Below are 22,494 nucleotides of genomic sequence, written 5' to 3' on the forward strand. Positions count from 1 at the left end.
GACTATGAATAAAGAAAACTTCAGCTCTCAATTCTTAGATGGCTATACCTTCAAAGGAGATTATATCACCATTGGAGCAGCCAAATTAGAAGGTGAGATTCTAGCTAATCACTTTGTCAATATATCACTCAAAACCATTAATAGACACGGACTTATAGCAGGTGCTACAGGGACAGGTAAAACTAAAACAATACAAGTTCTATCGGAACAATTATCTGCTAAAGGAATCCCAGTATTGATGATGGACATCAAGGGAGATTTTAGTGGAATTGCACAAAAAGGTACTGAGAATGACTTCATAAAGGAACGTCATTCTAAGATGAATCTACCTTTTACTCCAGATAATTTCCCTGTTGAGCTTTTATCAATTTCTCAACAGAACGGTGTTAGACTAAGAGCAACTGTTACAGAATTTGGACCTATTTTATTCAGTAGAATACTAGATTTAAACGAAACACAAGCTGGAATTGTCTCATTAATATTTAAATATTGTGATGATAAACAGCTTCCTTTATTAGATTTAAAAGACTTCAAAAAGACATTACAGTACTTGACTAATGAAGGAAAAGACGAAATAGAAGCAGAATATGGTCGTATTTCAGCAGCTTCTACTGGAGCAATTATCAGAAAAATAATCGAATTAGAACAACAAGGGGCAGACATATTCTTTGCAGAGCCTTCTTTCGATATCTCAGATCTTATGCGAGTAGACGATAAAGGTTATGGTTATGTAAACATTCTACGTCTTACAGATATACAAGATAAACCTAAACTATTCTCTACATTTATGTTGAATCTACTTGCTCAAGTATATTCTCAAATGCCAGAACAAGGTGACAGTGGGCAGCCTGAATTAGTTATTTTTATAGATGAAGCACACTTAATCTTCAATGAAGCGAGCAAAACTCTCCTTAATCAGATAGAAACAATCGTCAAATTAATTCGTTCTAAAGGGATTGGAATTTATTTTATCACACAAAATCCAACAGATATTCCAAATGGCGTACTAGCCCAGTTAGGTTTAAAGATACAACACGCTTTACGTGCTTTTACTGAAAAAGACAGAAAGGCAATTAAAACTGCTTCTGAAAACTTCCCTACCACGGAATTCTATAAAACAGATGAAATCATCACATCTATGGGTACAGGAGAAGCTCTTGTGACAGTATTAAACGAAAAGGGAATACCAACTCCATTAGCTGTATGTACAATGAGAGCACCAGCAAGTAGAATGGATATCTTATCTAATAGTGAAATAGACGAATTAGTTAATAAATCATTATTAACTAAAAAATACAATGAATACTTTGACAGAGAAAGTGCTTACGAAATGCTAACTGCAAAACTCGAAGCTATCAAACAAGAAGAAGAAAACAAAAAACAAACTAACACTAACTCAACTAAACCATCTACATCATCTAAATCTCAACAAGGAAGTAGTGATGTTACGAAGGGAATTATAAAGGTAGTTACTAGTGCTACATTTATAAGAGGAGCGTTTGGAATCTTAAACAAAATATTTTCTGGAGGCAACACTAAAGGAAAACACAAATAATAAAAGAGGCTGTACATAATGTACAGCCTCTTTTACTTATATATTATAGGAGTGATTTTATTTTATTCATCACTTCATCACTATCCCATTTATCATTGATATTACGTATATTCATTATCTCATCCATAATACGCGCCTGTCTATCTCCTTCTGCTAAGGCAGACACGTAGCTTTCTGTACTAAAGGTCACTCGATCATATAATGGTAACCACAGATCAGGATATTTCTCTGCAAACTTTGCTTCAATCTTTTTTCTTAACAAGAACATATCGTTAGCCGTATCCTCACTCATCTCTTTAAAGTTTCTATAAGACAACTCCGCTATAGCATCGCCATTTGGTTTGCGTTGTTCTTGATACTCTTTAAATATAGTTAGCCAATCGCCATTCTTCTCTCCTCCTACTATTTGATTTAACACATAAACATCTTCTAGCCCTGCATTTAATCCTTGTCCATAAAAAGGCACCACAGCATGTGCAGCATCACCTATCAATGCTACTTTATCTGCATACACCCAAGGGAAACACTTCATTGTAACTAATGAATTAACTGGGTTTTCTTTATACTGTTCTAAGTAATTTGGAACTAAATGATCTACATCTTTAAAATAAGTAGTAAAGAAATTTCTTATTTCTTCATCACTCACAATATTCTCAAAAGACACTTCTCCTTCATAAGGCATAAATAATGTACAAGTAAAAGAACCATCAACATTTGCTAGAGCAATAAACATAAAGTCCTTTCTAGGCCAAATATGAAAAGAATTCTTAGGCAACTTATGCTCTCCATTAGGCAATGCTTCAATTCGAAGTTCTTTATATCCTAAATGTAAATAAGATTGTTGATATTCAAATCTACTTTGCTTCTGCATTTTACCACGTACTCGAGAGTACGCTCCATCAGTACCGAAGATAAGATCCACCTTAATTTCTTGCCATTGATCACTTTCTCGTTCAGCTGTATATAAGATACCTTTTTTAAGATTGACATCCCATATAGGAGTATCAAACTTAAAAAGAACTCCTTCGCGTTCAGCTATAGAGATAAGATCTTTATTCAATCCTCCACGAGAGATTGCCCAGATAGAATCTCCTTTAATACTATACTGTTGATATTTTACAGTCCCATCTATAGTATGTATAGCACGAGCAGACATAGGTATTCCTAATTCTCTTACTTCATCATCTATCTTTAGTTCTTTTAATATCTTCCAACCCCTATCTGATAATGCTAGATTAATAGATCGACCACTAAAATCTATATCTCTTATATCTTCACTTTTATCATATACAGTGACATTATATCCTTTTTTCTTTAAACTAATAGCTAATACCACACCTACTAAACCACTCCCAACTACAGCAATATCTTTAACCATTATAATAACTATTTAAACTTTAACACTTTACATATTATTTCATTTGAATTCTTAAACTTTAAGATCATTATAATATGTACTTTTAAGTAACAACAAAAGCATACCCGAAATGAAAGATTTACTATGGATTTTAGTGATACTTCTCTTAACAGCGTGGTATCTACTACACATTATTTTTAATGTAGATCACTTTTTAGTTACTACATTATTACTCGCCGCCACAATACTTTCAGTGTATAACTACTTTTTTATTGATAACCGTATAAAAAATAAAGAGTCTTAAAGACTCTTTATTTTTTTCTTATTTCTTAAACTCTATCTTTTGCCCTACTGCTAACCCTTGTGATTTAGCAAAAGCTCCACACATATGGAATAATAATCTAGCTCCTACATTTCCATCCCAATCATCTTCCCCTGGTGCTACTTCCACTAAGTCCATACCTATGATTAATTTATTAGACTCTGATAAACGAGTAATCATATATGTTGCTTGTTCGTAAGTCAATCCTCCTGGTACTGGTGTTCCTGTATTAGGACAATACCAAGCTAATAATGCATCAATATCAAAGCTAATCGCCACCTTCTCTGGTAATGAAGCTATAATGTGATCACATTTATCTTTCCAGCTCATTCCTTCGAACTCATCTTTCTTCAAGTCTGCATCAGTGTGAACTAATACTCGACCATTAGATTCCATTACTGTAGCAACTTCTTGTTCACAGAAGTCACGAATACCTACCTGTACAATTGTTTTTACTTGAGGTAACTTTAATGTATTAAACATAATAGACGCATGAGAATAAGTAAACCCTTCATACGCATCTCTTAAATCCATATGAGCATCAAAGTGTAAAATACCAAAAGCATCGTGATGTTTAGCTAAAGCATTGTAATATCCTAGTGGAGTACTGTGATCTCCTCCTAGTAATACCACTTTCTTACCTTTTGCCATCCACGAAGATACTTTTTCTTCTACTTCTTTGTGAAACTTATCACATACAGCATTGATTGTATCTAAGTCTTTTTGTAACTCTGGTAAGTCTGCGATAGTCTCACCATTTTCTAAAGCTTCGATGATAGGCTGAGCCATTTCTTTATACTTAGCACTATCTGTAGCCCAATGTTCTGGTGCCTCATCGATATAAATTCCCAATTTCCATAAATCAGGATATTGTTGGTGTAATAAGTCTACTTGGTAAGAAGCTTCTAAGATTGCTTCTGGTCCTTCAGAAGCACCAGCTCCATAACTTACTGTTACCTCCCATGGTGCAGGCACTACGATTATCTCACTTTCTTCTGCTGTAAATGGTAATCCATATATAGTTGCATCTGCTAACCCAGGTTGAGATGGATCGAAATTATCTATCTTATTTTGTTTAGTTGACATCTTATTTTGATTTTTTGCAAATGTAATCCAATTTACACGATAGACAAATCAGTGAAATTAAATTATATCAATTAACGTTTATTACTTTATACCTCACACTTCTAACTAGATAGTTAGATGACCTAAACTAACTATTCTTCTTGACTATGAAATAAGCTATCTGCTTTTTTTAATATCTCTCCAAATCTAAAGATATCTTCATACGAAGTATAGAATGGCACTGGAGCTATACGCACTACATTTGGCTCTCTCCAGTCTACTATCACCCCTTCATCCATTAAGTACGAAAACAAATCTTTTCCTTTACCATGAAGAAATACAGATAACTGACTACCTCTTTCCTTCCCTGCCTTAGGAGTAATTATCTCATAATTAGCATTAACAGCCCTAGCCACATCTTCCATTACATATTCTAGATAAGCTGTTATTTGATCTCTTTTAGTTATCAATTTCTCCATTCCTACCTCTGCGAACATCTCTATAGAAGCTAAGTAAGGAGCCAAACTAAGTATTGAAGGATTACTTATCTGCCATCCATGAGCACTCTCTATAGCATCGAACTTGCGTTCCATTAAGAATCGTCTTTCTTTATTATGTCCCCACCATCCTGCTAAGCGAACTAATTCTTTATCGGTATGATATCGTTCGTGTACAAAACAACCTGATGCACTACCAGGTCCAGCATTCATATACTTATAACTACACCACGCTGCGAAGTCAACATTCCATTCGTGAAGTTTAAGTTCTACATTACCTGCTGCATGAGCTAAGTCCCATCCTACTTTAGCACCATACTGATGTGCATGTGCAGTAATTGCCTGCATATCGAACACCTGTCCTGTATAATAATTAAGTCCTCCTATTAATACTAGAGCTGCCTCATCACCTACCTCATCTATCTTAGCTATAATATCTTCATATCTAAAATTGTGTTCTCCTGGTCGTTTTTTTAATTCTACTATAGCTTCTTTAGGATCTAATCCATGTAATCTTACTTGAGATTGTATCATATATTGATCACTAGGAAAAGCTTTTTCTTCACAGATAATCTTATATTTTTCAGCAGTTGGACGATAGAACGTCATCATAAGCAAGTGAAGGTTTACCGTCAATGTGTTCATCACTGTAACCTCAGATGGTAATGCTCCAACTAATCCGCTCAATGGTTCACTTAATCTCTCGTGATAATCCCACCAAGGTTTCTCTGCATAGAAGTGACCTTCTACAGCTAACGCTCCCCAGTCCTGCATTACTTCATTTACATACTCTACAGCTCTCTTAGGTTGTAGTCCCAGTGAATTACCTGTAAAGTAAATAACCTGTTTTCCGTTTACCTGAGGAAAGTTAAACTCTTCTCTGTACTTTGCTAGAGGGTCTTTTTCATCTAGGCTCTTTGCATAAGCAAGTGTATTCTCAAAAGTCATTATATGTAGAGTATTTTATTACGTATTAACTGTAAATTTACCCCTTTTAAAACAAATAAGCTCACAAAGGTTCTATAAAAATCTAACCAATAAATTGAAATAATATGAGTCAATCACATCTTGAATTATTAAAATTAAAACTAGAAGCTTCTAAATGGAAACTTCTCACAGAATATAACCTACAGACCCCTACTGACTATTGGTTCATAGCTAGACCTAACGGAGATTGTATTACTAAACTAACGTTCACTATAGGAGGCAATGGAAAATTTGGAGCTATACTAGGCAATGAAACCATCTGTAATGCCATAGCATGTACTATAGAAGAACATCCCAGCATAAGCATCTATTTTGGCAAGTACAGCAAGCAATTCCAATTAGATATCAATCAATTCATTAAACAACTAAATACACTAGATAAAAAAAGCCTTTGAGAATCTCAAAGGCTTTCTATTATCATTATTTAATTGTCCTAATTATAGGATCAACATTGCATCTCCATAAGAGTAGAATTTATATTTTTCCTCTACAGCTTCTTTATAAGCTTTCATCATTAAGTCATGTCCACAGAATGCAGAGATCATCATTAATAATGTAGACTTAGGCATATGGAAGTTAGTTACCATACAGTCTGCAATACTAAAGTCATAAGGAGGGAATATAAATTTATTCGTCCATCCTACAAATGGGTTTAATGTCTGACTAGAAGAAACAGAACTTTCTAATGCACGCATACTTGTAGTACCGATAGCACATACTCTGTTCTTTCTTTCTTTAGCAGCATTTACGATATCACAAGCCTCTTGGTTAACGAACATCTCTTCAGAATCCATCTTATGCTTAGATAAATCCTCTACCTCTACTGGGTTAAAAGTACCTAAACCAATGTGTAATGTCACATTAGCAAACTCTACTCCTTTAATCTCTAAACGTTTTAATAAGTGCTTAGAGAAGTGTAATCCAGCTGTTGGTGCAGCTACAGCTCCTTCTTCAGTAGCATAGATAGTTTGGTAACGCTCAGCATCTTCTGGCACTACCTCACGGTTAATATACTTAGGTATAGGTGTTTCTCCTAACTCTTGTAATTTAAATCTAAACTCTTCATAAGATCCATCGTATAAGAAACGTAAAGTTCTTCCTCTAGATGTTGTATTATCGATTACCTCAGCTACTAATGAATCATCATCTCCGAAGTATAATTTATTTCCGATACGTATTTTACGAGCAGGATCTACTAATACATCCCATAGACGTTGTTCAGCATTTAACTCACGTAATAAGAATACTTCAATTCTTGCACCTGTTTTCTCTTTATTACCGTATAGACGAGCTGGGAATACTTTAGTGTTGTTTAACACCATCACATCTCCTTCGTCAAAATAATCAATTAAATCCTTGAATAACTTGTGCTCTATTGTCCCAGTTTTACGATCTACTACCATTAGGCGTGCCTCATCTCTGTTCTCTGCTGGAAACTCTGCCAATAATTCTTCAGGCAAATCAAAATTAAAGTTTGATAACTTCATTGAATATGTGTTTTGTTAGAAAATAATACTAAACTACATCCAGACATCTAAGTGTATAGATGTCCAAATTGAGTACAAATATACAACCTCAGAGTAGGGGTTGTCAAGTATTTAGCCATATTTAATTTTATGACCCTATTTTTTAGCCATATTTACACCTATCTGAGCTAGACAATCCCAGTAGTTTATAAATGACTTAGTTACCACTTCTGCCTCAGATATTTCTATATCTCCTTTTAATACTAATGGAGCGAAAGCCATAGCCATTCTGTGATCTTGATAAGTACTTATCTCTACCCCCTCGTTCATTCCTTCAGTTGGATATATTACCATAGATTTATCTGTTATCTCTACCTTCCCTCCTAGTTTAGTCAATTCATTCTGAAGAGCTACTAAGCGGTCTGTCTCTTTAATTTTTAAAGTATGTAGCCCAGTCATCTCACACTTAATCCCTAAACCAAAACAAGTTACTGCAATAGTCTGTGCCAAGTCAGGTGTTTCTATAAGATCAGCTTTAAATACAGGAGCCGTTTCTCTCACTTTTTTCAGTTCTAGCGTATAATCAGCTAAATAAGTAGTTTCAACACCTAATGTAGTATACAGTTCGTTCACATAACTATCTCCCTGTAAACTATCTTGTTTATAACTCTTTAGTTTAATAGTTGTCCCAATAGGTGACAATGCGACAAAAGAATAAAAATAAGAAGCCGAAGACCAGTCTGATTCTACTGTAAACTGCTCTGTATTCACTTTCACTAATGGTTTTACACTAATGATATTCCCTTCGAATGTACTCTCCACTCCTAATTGTTTTAGTAGTTGTAGTGTCATCTCTATATAAGGACGAGAAGTAATATTACCTACTAGATGTAACTCTATTCCTTTCTTTAGTTTTGTTCCTACTAATAATAGTGCAGTGATATACTGACTACTCACATCAGCAGGCAATTCAACTTTACCTCCTTCTACTATTTTACCTTTGATGCGAAGAGGAGGGTAACCTTCTTTTTTGTCATACTCAATATCAGCTCCTAGTTGTCTAAGCGCCTCTACTAAGATACCGATAGGACGCTCTTGCATTCGACTACTTCCAGTCAATACAAGTTCACGAGTACTACACAGCGAATAATAAGCTGTCAAAAATCGCATAGTAGTTCCTGCGTGATGTATATCCACCACATTCTCTATTGAGGCTAATGCACGTTGCATAGCACATACATCGTCAGAGTCAGACACATTATCTATTGTCAATGACGAAAACAATTCTTGTAAGATCAATAATCTATTGCTCTCAGATTTACTACCAGAGATGACAAGTGTCTTGTCATTCTCTATTTTACTTTTTAACAGCTTAATATTCACGTATTCTTATTTTAATTTTTCATTATTATGGTGACGGTCGTGATCTCTCTTAGTCTTCAAGTCCATTTTTTTGTCAAATGCTTCTTGTAAGTTCACACCTGTCTGATTAGCTAAGCACATTACTACGAATACTACATCAGCTAATTCTTCTCCCAAATCTTTATTTTTATCACTCTCTTTCTCAGATTGCTCTCCGTATCGTCTAGCGATAATACGAGCTACCTCACCTACCTCTTCTGTAAGTTGAGCCATATTAGTCAGTTCGTTAAAATAGCGAACTCCATGTTCTTTAATCCAATTATCTACTGCTAACTGTGCATCCTGAATATTCATATCTCTTAATTATTTTGTTTTAAAAATTCTACCTTTTATCCATTTATCATAAACGAACATTAATATCATAAAGACAACATACTTCCCTACGAAGCTTACTAAACATTGTTGATCTCCTGAGAAAGCACAACCTACCTCTTCTGTTAAGAACCAAGTCATGATCACATAGATAACTGTGAATAAACTAAATTTTACTAAATTATTCATTACTCTTTATTTTGACTATCTATTACTATTGTTACTGGTCCATCATTTAGAAGCTCTACCTTCATATCTGCTCCGAATTCTCCTGTCTGAATAGACTTATCTAAATCTTGTTCTAACTGCTTGATAAACTTCTCATACATCGGAATAGCAAAATCAGGTTTAGATGCTTTTATATAAGATGGACGATTTCCTTTCTTAGTAGACGCGTGTAAGGTAAACTGACTTACTAGCAACACCTCTCCTTCCACTTCTTTCACAGACTTATTCATCACTCCATTCTCATCTTCGAAGATACGTAGATTCACTATTTTTCCTGACAACCACTCTATATCTTGTACTGTATCTACATCCTCTACTCCTACTAAGACTAACAGTCCCTGTCCTATCTTACCGATTACATTACCCTCTACCGTTACAGAAGCTTTAGTCACACGTTGGATTACTACTCTCATTTCTTTTGTTCTATATTGTTTATGCTAATACTTACAAACTTAAAAACTTTCTAAAGTTCTACCTTACATTAAATAGAATTATTTCTATGATACCCCAAAACAATAAAGCATACTATTTATCATTTTCTCATACAAGTCCTGCAATTCCAACAACAACATCAAATAATGTTAGGCAGAAACCTACTTTTATAATAACTTAGAGGCAACTTATTTTTTTTGTAAAAACAACCCATAATTTATATAATTTATGAAGTTTAAATCATTATTAGCTCTATTTCTTGCTAGCTCAACAGTTGCTTTTGCTCAGACAAAACAAGTTCTTATTGAGAATGTTAGAATATTAGATCACAAGACTGCTGCCCTTACAACACCAATGAATGTGTTAGTATCAGGTCAGACTATCGAAAAGATCAGTCCTTCTGCAATATCTGTAAAAGGAAGTGATGTGACCAAAATAAATGGTAATGGTAAAACACTAATGCCAGGACTTATAGATGTACACGTACATATGGTATTCGGAGCATTAAGTATGGAACAAATGATGTCTCCTACTGCTACTCCTGAAAGCTTAATGCAAAATGTAGCTGTAGGAGCAAATAGCATGCTTATGCGTGGTTTTACAAGTGTAAGAGATGCTGGAGGTCCTATATTCCCACTTAAGGCTGCTGTAGATGCAGACAAGGTAGCAGGTCCACGTATTTGGCCTTCTGGCGCTACGATTAGCCAAACTGCAGGTCATGGAGACTTTAGAACACCTAATGAACGCTCACGTCGTTTCTTTGGTAAGCCTTCTCGTGCAGAAGAGATGGGAGCTACTTTTATCGCTGATGGACGTGATGAAGTACTAACAGCAACTAGAGAAAACTTGCGCTTTGGTGCTAGCCAAATCAAAGTGATGGCAGGTGGAGGTACTTCTTCTGCTTATGATCCTATCGATGTGACTCAATACACTTTTGATGAAATCAAGGCAGCTGTAGATGCAGCAGAAGATTGGGGTACGTATGTTATGGTACACGCCTACACTCCTAGAGCTGTACAACGCGCTATCGAAGCTGGTGTTAAATCTATCGAACATGGACAAATGCTAGATGAAGAAACGCTAAAAATAATGGCAGAGAAAAACATTTGGTTGAGTTTACAGAACCTAATGGACAATAATGATAATATGGATGCTCAACGCAAAGAGAAGCGCAAACCTGTATTAGAAGGACAAGATAAAGTATGGCCACTAGCTAAAAAGCTAGGAGTTAAGTTAGCTTGGGGTACAGACTTCTTATTCGAACCTGAATTAAACAAAGATCAGAATACTTACATTCTGCGTTTACAAAAATGGTTTACTAATGCAGAAATTTTAAAGATGGTGACTCAAGACAATGCTGAGTTACTACAACTTTCTGGATTGCGTAGCCCATATCCAGGTAAACTAGGAGTAGTAGAAGAACAAGCTTATGCTGACTTACTACTAGTAGATGGTAATCCATTAAAAGATTTATCGCTAATCGCTAATCCTGAGAAAAGCTTTATCATGATCATGAAAGGTGGTAAAATCTATAAAAACACAATCTCTACTAAGAAATAATACTTAGTCAATAAATATAACAAGAAGGGCTGTCTTACGAATGTAAGACAGCCCTTCTTATTTCGTTTAAACTGACTCCGTTGTTACTCCATTATGAGTCCGTAGTGAGTCCGTTAAAATGATAAAAACAACGGAGTCACAGCCCACTGATGATCCTCTTATTAAGTACACATTCAGAACAGAGCACTACCTCTTGACATACTGAAATCATACTAGATTCTAAATAAAGGCCATTAATTAAGAACAAACCTCTTCCTTATACACTACCTCCACTCCCCTACAAAAGAAAGTAATTCTAAATAAGAAACATTTACATTTAAGACATAAAATACAGTGAAAACTAAAAACAAAATACTGTATTACAACTAAATAAAACAAAATAACACCCTTAAAAAGAAATAATAAACAACTATTATAACTTCACAATTCGTCAATAAATAATCTATATCAAATCTAAATAAAATGGATTAACATTTTGATAAGTAAAAAAACTAAGTAATTTTGCACAACAATTTAGAATTAGTCTTAATTACAACAAGCCATTATGTTACTTACTCCACCACGAGCTATTACATCCCTTGTAATCAGTTTATTTTGTGCACTTGGAGTTTATGCACAAGAGCCTGTCTTCACAGGTAAGATCTTAGATTTAGAAACCAAAAAAGGCCTAGATACTGCCGTTATCACAGTATTAGCATCTGGTGATACTTTCTTTACCAATGAGAAAGGAGAATTTGCTATTCCTGAATTATACCATTCTTCTGTTATCATAAGTCACTACGGATATGAGAACTTAGAGATGAAATTAAAAAAAGGGACTCAAACAATCTACTTACTTTCCAATATAAAACAGTTAGACGAGGTAGTCATACGCAAGTCAACCAACATTAATGATATCGATATTCGTAACACAACTGGTTCTGTTACTACGATAGACATGACTCAGCTTAGCCAACGCTCTGAATTAGATATGGCTAAACTATTACAAGGACAAGTAGCCGGACTTACCGTGAACTACTCTGGTGAACTAGGTCAAAAACCAGAAATAAGACTAAGAGGAAACTCTTCTTTTAATTATAAAGGTTCAGCCAATGAGCCTCTCTTTGTAATGGATGGTATCATTATCTCTACAGAGACCTTCATGACGCTTAATCCAAATGATTTTAGTACAATCAAAGTACTTAAAGACGCACCTGCGACAGCTCTATATGGAATTAAGGCTGCTAATGGGGTGATAGAGTTAACTTCTAAAAGAGGGTTTGATGGCAAACCTGTATTTAGTTACTCCATGAAACAAGGAATTACCTTTAGAGGAGAACGCCCTGCACGTATGATGGGTACAACAGAGAAGCTTGCCTTCGAAGAACGCATTGAAAGAACTGGTTCGCCAGGCTATACTAATTCTGCTAAGTATATCAATAAAATGTATGCTAATAGTCCTCTACTAGAACAAGAATTAGCCAAAGGTGCAAGAGTACTAGACTCTTTAAAACAAATCAATACAGATTGGTTTAAAGAATTAATCAAACCCAACCACTTTCAATCTTACAATCTAGGGGTTCGTGGAGGAACGGAAAAGAACACTTATTTCTATTCGCTTAACTATAGTAAACAAGGAGGGCGTATACCTGGTAATGACATTAACCAATTGACAGCACGTGCTAACTTAGACTATAATATAGCGCATAACTTTAGACTATCCCTAAACAACAGTTTTGGTATCTCTACTGCTAATACAGAGAACGGTATGGGTAATGATCCTACCTCTTTAGCATTCTCACTTAATCCATACGAAACAAAAGAATCTAAGAATCTCTTTAGCCAAGTTGGTAATAGAGCTTACAGTGATTTAATCAATCAATACAAAGAAAAGACTACCACTAAGCGTTTTAGTTCTTCTATAGTAATGCATTGGGATATATTACCAGAGTTAAGTCTTTCAGGAGTTATTGGTGGAGACTATAGTATTGCCGAAAAAAATAAAAGAATACTATCTACTGCATATAGTCAAAAAGACATACCTAATAACGCAAAAGGTTATATAAGCGAAGGTGATAATAAAATATTTGACTTCTCTTCTAATATCCGTGCAAACTACCAAAAACAATTTGGAGATCACAATATCTTTTTCGGTTTAAATATGGACTACTACACCACACAACTGAAAAATATTACAGCAAGTGGCTATGGTATATCTGATGATGTAAATAGTTTATCTGGAATCAACAATGGTTTAATAAGTGAGTACGCACCACGTGTGGGAGGTGATAAAATTAAAAATGCACAACTAGGATTTGGTACTGCGATGGGATATAATTATGACAATACTTATGATTTCTATGCAAGTATTAAACGAGATGGCTCTTCTCAACTTCCTAGTAACCAAAGATGGAATAATGCTTGGTCAATGGGATTAGGTTGGACAGTAAGTGAGTACGATTTCTTTAAAAAACAAGGTATTCTAACTTCCTTAAAATTTAAAGGTTCTATAGGATATACTGCAAGTATGGAAGGTATCACACCTAGTGCAATAAACATAACTTTTGCTAATACCAATGACTTCTATGGTGAATACAGATTATTACAACTAAGAGCCTTGCCAAACAAAGACTTAAAACCTCAACAGACTTATAGTACTAATATAAGCATGGACTTAGGCTTTGTAGCTAGATTTAACTTGCTGATTAACCTTTACAACAATATTACTAAGCAGTCTATTATGTCATCTCCTATAGCTACTAGTAACGGTTTTAATGTATTTACTAAGAATATCGGTGAGTTACAAAACAAGGGGGTTGAATTCGTATTGAGTGGTGATATAATAAGATTAAATGACTTTAGATGGAATACAGCTGCATCTTTATCTTATAACAACAATATGGTAAAAGCATTATATGGCACAGATCGAATCTATACAAGTGAAGATGCTAAAACTCCACAATATGAGGTAGGAAAATCACTAGGTATCATCTATGGTATTCAGGATAATGGAATTAATCCTATTACAGGCTTGCCAGAATATGTTGATAGCTATGGCAATGTTATAATAGTTAAGGATGCTCTACAAACTTCCTACTACAGAAACTATGGAAATACAATAGCTCCTTATGCTGGTTTCTTTAATAACTATATATCATATAAAAATTGGTCATTAGCTGTAAATATAAACTATGGATTAGGTGGTAAAGCAATACAGAGTGGTATGTATGTCCGAGATCTTGCTAGTGCTAATCAGAATGCCTTAGCAGGGCAGTTAGACAATATGTGGTTTGAGGTAGGGGACGAAAACAAAACATACCCAATGAAGAATATGCCTGAAGCAATACGCACTATTAACGCACAACCTTCGTCTAGAAAAATATACAAAACCGATTATATCAAGCTAAATTATATACAACTGGGTTATAGTATTACGAATAACAGCTTTATTAATAAATACTTCAAATCTCTACAAGTAAATATACAAGCTGATAATATCTATACTCACCGATTTGAAAAAGATAAGGGCAGTCTTAAAGATGTTATACAACCTATACTTACATTCTCACTTAACGCTACATTCTGATGATAAAATATATAATAACTGGACTAACAATACTCTCGCTCACAGCCTGTTCTTTAGACATAAAAAACGAACAAGAAATAACAGGAGATAATGTAATCAATACAACACAAAAGGCGATGTCTGTATTGGCTCAAGCATATCGTACACTACCTATAGATACTAAAACCTTCACTGTCTTAAGTGAAGATCTACAGCCTACTTATCTTATTGAATATAATAGTGATGATAAGTTATACTACAATTGGGAGGAGCGAACATTAAAAGTTCAAGCACAGTCATTATGGGATAGTTACTATAATACTATAGCACACTTAAATGTAATCATTAACACTGAACAAAATATCCAAGACAAAGGGAATGACTGGAACTATGTTAAAGGAAATGCTTTAGCACTAAAGGCATTTAGTTATTTTGAACTATTACAATTGTATAGTCCACGTTATACGCCAGAATCACTAGGGGTGCTAAAAAAAGACAATCTTAACATAGAAAACAATAGTAGGCTAACTCAAATCGAATCTATAGAATACATCAACTCTATGCTTACACAAGCCATAGAGTTAACAAAGAATTATCAAAGTCAACAAGTGTATTTTATCACGCTAAATACAATGCTACAATTAGAAGCCAAAATAGCTTTATACACTAAGCAGTATGATAAATCAGAAGCACTTGCTAAAGCTATACTATCTAAGGCTAGTCCTCTGCCAACGTCTAAGGAAGAATACAGTGCTATATGGACTAATAAAAACAATACTCCAACCAATCAGATTTATTGGGCATATGACTTCAATAAAAATCCAAATAATTACTTAGTAGATTCTGGAGCGAATGGAGATATTATGCAAATAAACTTCTTAAATAAATACACAGAATCAGATATCCGACATAGTGTATCTCAAATCTTTTATGAGATGAAAGGACAGGGTGGGGCTAATCAACCAAGAGCTCTACTAGGAAAATACAAAATAAACTATGCTGATAAAGAACAGAGAAAAATAGTTTTGGCACGAAATACAGAAACACACTTCATCTTAATAGAGAGTCTTGTCGAACAGAATAAACTAAAAGAAGCTACTGAACGTTTAAATGAGTTTTTAACTTCTGTACAGAGCGATTTGATAAATGAGAACCAAACACAACAATCGCTAAGGCTTATATTCAGAGCAGAAAAACAAAAAGAATTCATAGGTGAACACATTAACTTCTTTGATCTAAAAAGATGGAACACTTCTATAACAAGATATCTACCTGATTCTAATAAAAAACTAAGCACTATAGAATCTTCTGATTATAGATGGACTTGGCCTATTCCGAATAGCGAAATAAGATACAACACTAATATCACTCAGAATGAAGGGTGGCAAACTGTAGAATAATGACACTGAACATCAAAACACATTTACTATTCTTTATAACTCTTTTAAGTACATTAATAATTAGTTGTACAAAAGGGGATGATTTACAAGGTTATACAGGGGAAAATAAAATAGTACTCTTAAATGACAATGCTGCTTTTATGCAGGACAATGGTACTGATGAATTACTAGTCAATGTGTATCTCGTAAATAGAGTTACAGAAGATATCACCTTAGAATTTGCTTTAGAAAACCATATCGTCAATCTACAGCCTATCGTAGTCATCGAAAACCCAGTTATCACATTTAAAGCTGGTGAAAAAAAAGGAGTACTTAAAATAAAGAGTACTTCTAGACAATTACTAGACAGTGAGCACAAAGTAACACTTAAAATAATAAAGAACTCTAGTACACTACCTCTAGATAAAGACTACAACTTCTATGTAACTCCAATCAAAAAAACACAAGAACTAACAGATAAACAGATAGAACTACTAGACGGATACAAACGAAAAGGACTAGACTTATATCCACTAATGGGAGAGATAGAAGTAGAAACTACAATCAACTTCCCAGGAGATTCTAATCTACAGACAATGTATAAAGCATACACTTCTGTTATAAAAGGTTATACTAGTATTACTCTAAGTGACAAATCTACTCCTGATACACCAATACTTAAGATGACTTCTAATCCTATGGGTATAGAAAGTTATCTATATCAATTATTTAGACTTGAAACAATAGACGATTTAGAATATTGGACTCAATATCCTAGTGCTCAAAAGATCATGTCTCTTATAAATCTAAGCTCTACCACAAAAGAGATATTTGAAGTAGAACTTGACGATATTAAAATTGATTTAAGCAGTAGACAAATCACCTATATTCACTATGATAAAAATGAATGGGGAGATGACATTAACACTATTCATTTTCAATTTAAATACAGTGCTTGGGATAGATTACAGAAACTAATAGATGAAGGAAATCCATTAGCTATAGAAAACATAGAAATGGGAGGCTCAGTAGATCCTAGTATGTATATTAACCAAACTAATATTACACATGATGACTTTGATAATAATGGAGAGGGTGCCTGGAAAGAAACAACAGCTAAACTAGCTGATAACAAACTAAACTTCCAATTTATAATCTCTCATGCTAATGCTGGAGATTACATCTTATTCAATGTAGAATACAAATTAAAATAATGAAACGTACTCAAATACTATATTTCTTTGCTTCAGTACTTTGTCCTCTGCTTGCAGTTGGGCAGAGTACTTTTTCTGATTTACCTAAAGCCGATAAAGCTATCTATGGTACCTTAGATAATGGTCTTAACTATATCATACACCCTATACCTCAACAAAAGACAGAATACAGATTAGTCTTAAATGTAGGGTCACTACAAGAGCGAGATGATGAGAAGGGATTTGCACACTTCTTAGAGCACATGATATTTAATGGTAATGATGACTTCCCAGGTAGACAAGCTATCGATACACTACAGCGATTAGGCTATCAGTTCGGTAGAGATATCAATGCCTATACTACGTATGAGCGCACTGTATATGATCTCTCTTTACTAGATATCAGACAGCAAGACTTAGCTATAAATATCTTAGGTAACTTCTTAGGTAAGTCACATCTAAACAAGGAAGGGATAGAGAAAGAGAGAAGAATAGTTATCCAAGAAATTAAAGACTTCGGGACAGAGCCCTTATTTAATCGTAAAAAACTAGAAAATACACCACATGCTAATAGGTTACCTATAGCCACTGAGTCAGATATACTGAATCTAGATCCTATCAAGCTTAAAGCATTCTATCAACGATGGTATAATCCTACTTTAGCGACTATCATCATCGTAGGAAATGTAAATACAACAGAAGCAGTTGAGCAAATAAAGAAACACTTTGGTGCATTTAAAGGACAATCAAACCTAACTCGCACACAGAGCGAAAATACATTTAGCCCAACTTATGCTGATAGACTTGAAGTTCAAAAAGACAGTAATGCTACTGCTAATAAATTGGAGATTATTAGATTTAGTGATGCTCCTTTCTTAGCTAACAAGGCTGATTATAAACAACAAGTGATAGAACAGGTGTATAAGCTGTGGTTAAATCACAAACTTAGTCAAGCTAAGAGCCAAACTACTGCGCATAGCTTATGGTATCTACCAAATAAAAATGAGAATGCGTTAGAGCTTAAGGCGAAGACTAAAGAAGAGCTATACAGTGGTATTAATTTAACAGCTAGTGTATTAAATACAATGACTGTAAAGGGAATACATAATGAAGAATTAACTAGATTCAAACAGCACTTACTTAATCACTCTACTCCTACCACGGATGAGGATATCACTTATGTAACGAATGCTTACGTAGATCAGGTAGTGGTAAATAGTCACTATATCTCTTCTGTAGATAGACATCGATTATTAGAAGAAGTACTCCCTGAAATTACACGTGAAGATATAAACCAAAAACATACTGCTATCTGGGATACAAGTAAGGAGAACCTATACTTATTAACTGCTAATGATCGTTTATTTTCTATAGAGTCTGCTGAAGAATTAGACCAACAGTGGTCTGAGGGAGCAACTAAAACGCTTGTATTCAAAAAGGCGAAGAAAAAGAAAAGCCATCACAGACCTAAAGGGTCTTTTCATTGGAAGGCTATGCCTCCTATTCATTCTGAAAATACGGGAACAATCACAGCAGAACAACATTATGATAACCTAGATATCACAGAGCTAACACTCTCTAACGGGCTTCGCATTGGTATCAAACCGACTAAAGCTACTGATGACAACTATATCCTAACAATGTTTACCCGAAATGGTTTGAGCCAAATATCTACTGATGAACGCAAGTATTATCAAGATGCTAGCTACTTTATTGATTCTTCATGGATACACGGGCTAACTCATGATGGATATATGAGTGTAGGTGCTGATAGAGAAATCTCTACTCTAGTGAGTATAAATAATGATGCTAGTATCATCAATACCTCATCGAGAAAAGGAAATACTAGAGACCTGTTCGAATGGACATATAGAAAGCTATATGACTATATCAAACCTAAACAAGACTTTAAAGAATATGTAGAAGAAAGTATAGCGGCTATAGATACAACCACTACTCCATCATCTCTACTTAGCAATCCTTCTATACAGATAGAACATCAAATAGAAGCTTATAAAAAAGGGGCTCCTCTAAGTAGTGAAGAACTTACTACAGCTGAGGATTGGCAAAAAGTAAATCTAGATAACTTCTTTAGTCTATACAATCAATCCTTTGCTAATCTGAACGAAGTATATGTACTAATAGCAGGAAACTTTAATGCAGAAGAGATAAAAACGAAAGCATTAAGGTATTTCGGATCATTAGAAGGTCATACTAATAAAGTATCACAAGAAAACAGAAACTCTCTTAAATCGCCTTTAAAAGAGGTTAAGCGAGTTACTCTAAGCAGTTCTGATGTAGAAAGAACTGATGCAACGATTGTCTTTAATGGTACAATACAGCCAGTCTTAAAAGAAAGTATGATGGCTCATATTGTCCGAGAAATGTTTAACAACCAGTTCTTAACCTTATCAAGAGAGAAAGAAGGGCTGGTATACTCTCCTTCTTCTGCATTAGAAGTAGAGATATATCCTAATCCTCGTACTTCAGTGAGTCTATTCTTTTCTGCAACTTTATCTGATGTAGAGAAATTAGAACAACTGGCAATGGAGGTGATTAACTCAATTCAGACTCAACGCATTAGTGAGAATGAATTAGGGCAAATGAAACGAACTATCTTAAACAATAAAAAACTACACCTAACAGAAACAAGTACATTCCGATGGGTAGATAAATTAAGAGAGACTCAGTTAAACTTCAGTTCTCTAAAAGACTTCAATGATTATGAAACGATACTGAATAGCATCACTCCTGATGATTTAATTAAAGTAGCCAAATCAATGTTTACAACATCTAGCTACGGAGTATTTTTAGTAACGCCAAAATAATCCTACCTTTGCAGAATACTTGATATAACAAGTGGTCTTATTTAAGGACTTTGTTATAGAAAGATACCCAACTGTTACCAGACAGTTTCATAACTTGAGATTATCTCACTAGAGATTTAATCAATACTTACTTCTTACTAACGGGAAAAGGCGATCTGTAAAGACCGCCTTTTCTATTTCTACTTAGTATAATAGTTTGCTCAGGTATACTCCTTGCTCTTCTATACTTCTCTATTTGTTTCAGTTACTTCTAATTGTTCACTTATTTCTTTTCAAGTTCTACCTGTACTTGTAGCTGATTTATTAAGTCATTAAAGATTGCTTTGACCTCTTGATATTCCTTCGGATCTATCACACCTTTACCCTTTACAAATATTAATGTACACAATACTTGGTTGTCTTTTAGTTCAAATTTAGTTTGTAACTCTATCCCAGACTGTATACTTTTCTTAGTAAATCCTTGTGGTAATTCGCTTACTTTATATCCATCAGGTATATTAATTGCAACTTGATAATTATCTAACTCTGGGTAACCAATGTAGATTGGAGTCTGACGCTCTTCTTGTTTAAATGGATTCTCTAGCAGAGGATAAAACTGAAATGGCTTAACAAATATCTTATTATTAAATACGATAGCACCATTAGCTCTTGTATAAGCATATACTACACGTACATCTTTAATATTGTCTTTAGAGTCATATACCTTAGATTCATTTACAGTTACACCATAATTTTGGCTTTCAAACCATTTGCCTAATCGCCATTCACTTCCATCATACATGTTTCGGAAGTTTAGAGCCTCATAGTTATTGTGATTTTCTATTATCTGTCCATTGATTGTACCAGAAGCATTAGGAGTCATTGTTATTTTTTTATTTAAAGCAGATACAAATCGTGGCATTAAATTAACGTTACTCACTATTCCGTTATCATATAAGATACTTCCTTCACCGTTTAAATCTTCTGGAGGTAATATATTTAATGCTGTATATGGATTAGTAGCATCTAATAAATAAATTTGGTTATCTAACTCTACTGCTGCTATTACATGGTTATAATAGTTGCGTTGCCATACTATCTTTTCTCCATTACTTCTTGTGCTTAATAACACGGGATTAGCCTTTACCTCTACATTTCGTAACATTGCTACTAATAATAGATTAATATCTGCACTATTACCATCACCTTTATAATACGTTGGTTTTATACCATTATTGATGTAGATACTATATTCATTATTCCACTTAACTCTATTCTGTACAATACTCAGCACCTTATTTACTCTTTGTTCTTGAGTTAGTCCTTTGTACTCTTCAATGTTCAACTCTTTTTTAAGAAACTTATCTTGTTTTAACTCTTTACCAAAACCTCTACTCTTAAGTAAGTCTACAAAATATTCCTTTTCTGTTTGCATTATTTTCTCAGGAGAACTATAAGGCATTTGGACTTGTTGTAAATCAAATCGAACTGTAGAAATATAGTTACTTGGATTACTCATATAAGGTTCTACTTCATAGGCTGGTACTAATTGTGCTGTAAACTCTTTCTGAATAGCATTTACTTCTGTACGGCCAAAACCTCCATTCATTCCTCTAAAACTAATACGTGCATTAGCTTCTTTATCCGTTGGTTTTATTCTTCCCTTCTGAATAATACTGTATAAAAAATATTCAGGTACTGTCACTCTATAACTCGTCTTTTCTTTAGGTATATCACTCTGAATATACCACTCTGGTAACTCATCAATATAGTTAGTCGATTTAGTATACGAATATTCTATAATATCTCCTGCCTTAGCATCGTTATAAGACACGCCTTTCTCTCTCCAGTTACCTTTATCAGTATCAATTAGGCTTTCTTTTTTTGATTTCTCTTTTACTATTTGCCCATTTATTAAACGATAAATATTAGATACTTCGATCACTACATCCTCTCTAGAATATCCTTTAGATGCGTAAGCAACTACAAATTTTAATTGCTCTTTAGCTGCTACATCATATAGCTTAACTTTTCGATGAACTATTTCATTCACTCTAAAACCATAGTCCATACTGTATTCGAACTCTATGATAGTTTCTTCATTTAGTACTACAGCTTTAGCTTTAGGGAAAGAAGTATTGCTTAATTCGGCTAATTCCTCAACCTTTACTTTACCTAGAAAATCCTGTGCGTAAATAGGAGTTAATAGCAAAAGAAATACACTTAATATAATTGTAAAAAGTCTGTTCATAGTCTCGTATTTTGTGGTAGTATTTAAGTGTCAAAATTTACCACAATTATACAATATAGCAAATGCCGTTCTCACAAAAGATTGTTATTAAAACCGAACTTTATATATAGACATAAA

At 34.2% G+C, this 22,494-nt stretch carries 16 protein-coding genes; 7 read left to right on the plus strand and 9 right to left on the minus strand.

Translation table 11 applies throughout. From position 1 onward, the window contains the following. Nucleotides 1-4 precede the first annotated feature (4 nt). Nucleotides 5-1,555, plus strand: coding sequence for a helicase HerA-like domain-containing protein (locus tag BMX53_RS13370; protein ID WP_074746904.1), 1,551 nt, complete (start codon nt 5-7; stop codon nt 1,553-1,555). Nucleotides 1,556-1,598: 43 nt separating this feature from the next. Here BMX53_RS13370 and BMX53_RS13375 read toward each other — a convergent pair whose 3' ends face one another. The 3 genes from BMX53_RS13375 to kynU form a co-directional block, all read right to left on the minus strand. Continuing rightward, on the minus strand, nt 1,599-2,933 hold the full coding sequence (locus tag BMX53_RS13375; protein WP_074746906.1) for an FAD-dependent oxidoreductase: 1,335 nt from the start codon (nt 2,931-2,933) through the stop codon (nt 1,599-1,601). 301 nt (nt 2,934-3,234) lie between these two features. Next, entirely contained in the window at nt 3,235-4,320 is a 1,086-nt protein-coding gene (locus tag BMX53_RS13380) for an agmatinase family protein (protein ID WP_038984492.1), read from the minus strand. A 131-nt stretch (nt 4,321-4,451) separates the two neighbouring features. Continuing rightward, nucleotides 4,452-5,744 (minus strand): kynureninase, encoded by a 1,293-nt coding sequence (kynU, locus tag BMX53_RS13385; protein WP_074746908.1) that lies wholly within the window; start codon nt 5,742-5,744, stop codon nt 4,452-4,454. Between the two features lie 104 nt (nt 5,745-5,848). Between kynU and BMX53_RS13390 the strand changes: the two genes are divergently transcribed. Continuing rightward, a complete protein-coding gene (locus BMX53_RS13390) occupies nt 5,849-6,178 on the plus strand; it encodes a hypothetical protein (RefSeq protein WP_074746910.1) in 330 nt (109 codons plus the stop codon). Between the two features lie 42 nt (nt 6,179-6,220). Here BMX53_RS13390 and queA read toward each other — a convergent pair whose 3' ends face one another. From queA to dtd, 5 genes are all read right to left on the minus strand, one after another. Next, on the minus strand, nt 6,221-7,270 hold the full coding sequence (gene queA, locus BMX53_RS13395; RefSeq protein WP_006257217.1) for a tRNA preQ1(34) S-adenosylmethionine ribosyltransferase-isomerase QueA: 1,050 nt from the start codon (nt 7,268-7,270) through the stop codon (nt 6,221-6,223). 135 nt (nt 7,271-7,405) lie between these two features. After that, complete coding sequence (locus tag BMX53_RS13400; protein ID WP_074746912.1) at nt 7,406-8,632, minus strand: 3-phosphoshikimate 1-carboxyvinyltransferase; 1,227 nt, start codon at nt 8,630-8,632, stop codon at nt 7,406-7,408. 6 nt (nt 8,633-8,638) lie between these two features. Beyond that, a complete protein-coding gene (locus BMX53_RS13405; protein WP_006257219.1) occupies nt 8,639-8,965 on the minus strand; it encodes a nucleotide pyrophosphohydrolase in 327 nt (108 codons plus the stop codon). Between the two features lie 9 nt (nt 8,966-8,974). Next, nucleotides 8,975-9,172: a hypothetical protein gene (locus BMX53_RS13410; protein ID WP_038984482.1), complete on the minus strand. Its 198-nt coding sequence runs from the start codon at nt 9,170-9,172 to the stop codon at nt 8,975-8,977. Beyond that, nucleotides 9,172-9,624, minus strand: coding sequence for a D-aminoacyl-tRNA deacylase (gene dtd, locus BMX53_RS13415; protein WP_063176308.1), 453 nt, complete (start codon nt 9,622-9,624; stop codon nt 9,172-9,174). The genes BMX53_RS13410 and dtd overlap by 1 nt, the downstream gene beginning before the upstream one ends. A 247-nt stretch (nt 9,625-9,871) precedes the next feature. On the opposite strand from dtd, the gene BMX53_RS13420 reads away from it, so the two are divergent. The 5 genes from BMX53_RS13420 (at nt 9,872) to BMX53_RS13440 (ending at nt 20,147) form a co-directional block, all read left to right on the plus strand. Next, nucleotides 9,872-11,203, plus strand: a complete 1,332-nt coding sequence (locus BMX53_RS13420; RefSeq protein WP_074746914.1) for a metal-dependent hydrolase family protein — start codon at nt 9,872-9,874, stop codon at nt 11,201-11,203. A gap of 544 nt (nt 11,204-11,747) precedes the next feature. Continuing rightward, entirely contained in the window at nt 11,748-14,768 is a 3,021-nt protein-coding gene (locus BMX53_RS13425; RefSeq protein ID WP_074746916.1) for a SusC/RagA family TonB-linked outer membrane protein, read from the plus strand. Next, nucleotides 14,768-16,147, plus strand: coding sequence for a RagB/SusD family nutrient uptake outer membrane protein (locus BMX53_RS13430; protein WP_074746918.1), 1,380 nt, complete (start codon nt 14,768-14,770; stop codon nt 16,145-16,147). The genes BMX53_RS13425 and BMX53_RS13430 overlap by 1 nt, the downstream gene beginning before the upstream one ends. Continuing rightward, a complete protein-coding gene (locus tag BMX53_RS13435; protein ID WP_083394420.1) occupies nt 16,147-17,340 on the plus strand; it encodes a DUF4929 family protein in 1,194 nt (397 codons plus the stop codon). Before BMX53_RS13430 ends, BMX53_RS13435 begins: the two co-directional genes overlap by 1 nt. After that, nucleotides 17,340-20,147, plus strand: coding sequence for a M16 family metallopeptidase (locus tag BMX53_RS13440; RefSeq protein WP_074746920.1), 2,808 nt, complete (start codon nt 17,340-17,342; stop codon nt 20,145-20,147). Before BMX53_RS13435 ends, BMX53_RS13440 begins: the two co-directional genes overlap by 1 nt. A gap of 262 nt (nt 20,148-20,409) precedes the next feature. Here the strand turns inward: BMX53_RS13440 and BMX53_RS13445 are convergent, their stop codons facing one another. Further along, on the minus strand, nt 20,410-22,377 hold the full coding sequence (locus tag BMX53_RS13445; protein ID WP_074746922.1) for a DUF3857 domain-containing protein: 1,968 nt from the start codon (nt 22,375-22,377) through the stop codon (nt 20,410-20,412). Between the last annotated feature and the right edge of the window lie 117 nt (nt 22,378-22,494).

Source organism: Myroides marinus, assembly GCF_900109075.1.
Taxonomy (GTDB): domain Bacteria; phylum Bacteroidota; class Bacteroidia; order Flavobacteriales; family Flavobacteriaceae; genus Flavobacterium; species Flavobacterium marinum_A.

Coding starts and splice junctions, on each gene's coding strand:
- BMX53_RS13370 (WP_074746904.1), top strand. CDS start 5: ATGAATAAAGAAAACTTCAGCTCTCAATTCTTAGATGGCTATACCTTC.
- BMX53_RS13375 (WP_074746906.1), bottom strand. CDS start 2,933: ATGGTTAAAGATATTGCTGTAGTTGGGAGTGGTTTAGTAGGTGTGGTA.
- BMX53_RS13380 (WP_038984492.1), bottom strand. CDS start 4,320: ATGTCAACTAAACAAAATAAGATAGATAATTTCGATCCATCTCAACCT.
- kynU (WP_074746908.1), bottom strand. CDS start 5,744: ATGACTTTTGAGAATACACTTGCTTATGCAAAGAGCCTAGATGAAAAA.
- BMX53_RS13390 (WP_074746910.1), top strand. CDS start 5,849: ATGAGTCAATCACATCTTGAATTATTAAAATTAAAACTAGAAGCTTCT.
- queA (WP_006257217.1), bottom strand. CDS start 7,270: ATGAAGTTATCAAACTTTAATTTTGATTTGCCTGAAGAATTATTGGCA.
- BMX53_RS13405 (WP_006257219.1), bottom strand. CDS start 8,965: ATGAATATTCAGGATGCACAGTTAGCAGTAGATAATTGGATTAAAGAA.
- BMX53_RS13410 (WP_038984482.1), bottom strand. CDS start 9,172: ATGAATAATTTAGTAAAATTTAGTTTATTCACAGTTATCTATGTGATC.
- dtd (WP_063176308.1), bottom strand. CDS start 9,624: ATGAGAGTAGTAATCCAACGTGTGACTAAAGCTTCTGTAACGGTAGAG.
- BMX53_RS13420 (WP_074746914.1), top strand. CDS start 9,872: ATGAAGTTTAAATCATTATTAGCTCTATTTCTTGCTAGCTCAACAGTT.
- BMX53_RS13425 (WP_074746916.1), top strand. CDS start 11,748: ATGTTACTTACTCCACCACGAGCTATTACATCCCTTGTAATCAGTTTA.
- BMX53_RS13430 (WP_074746918.1), top strand. CDS start 14,768: ATGATAAAATATATAATAACTGGACTAACAATACTCTCGCTCACAGCC.
- BMX53_RS13435 (WP_083394420.1), top strand. CDS start 16,147: ATGACACTGAACATCAAAACACATTTACTATTCTTTATAACTCTTTTA.
- BMX53_RS13440 (WP_074746920.1), top strand. CDS start 17,340: ATGAAACGTACTCAAATACTATATTTCTTTGCTTCAGTACTTTGTCCT.
- BMX53_RS13445 (WP_074746922.1), bottom strand. CDS start 22,377: ATGAACAGACTTTTTACAATTATATTAAGTGTATTTCTTTTGCTATTA.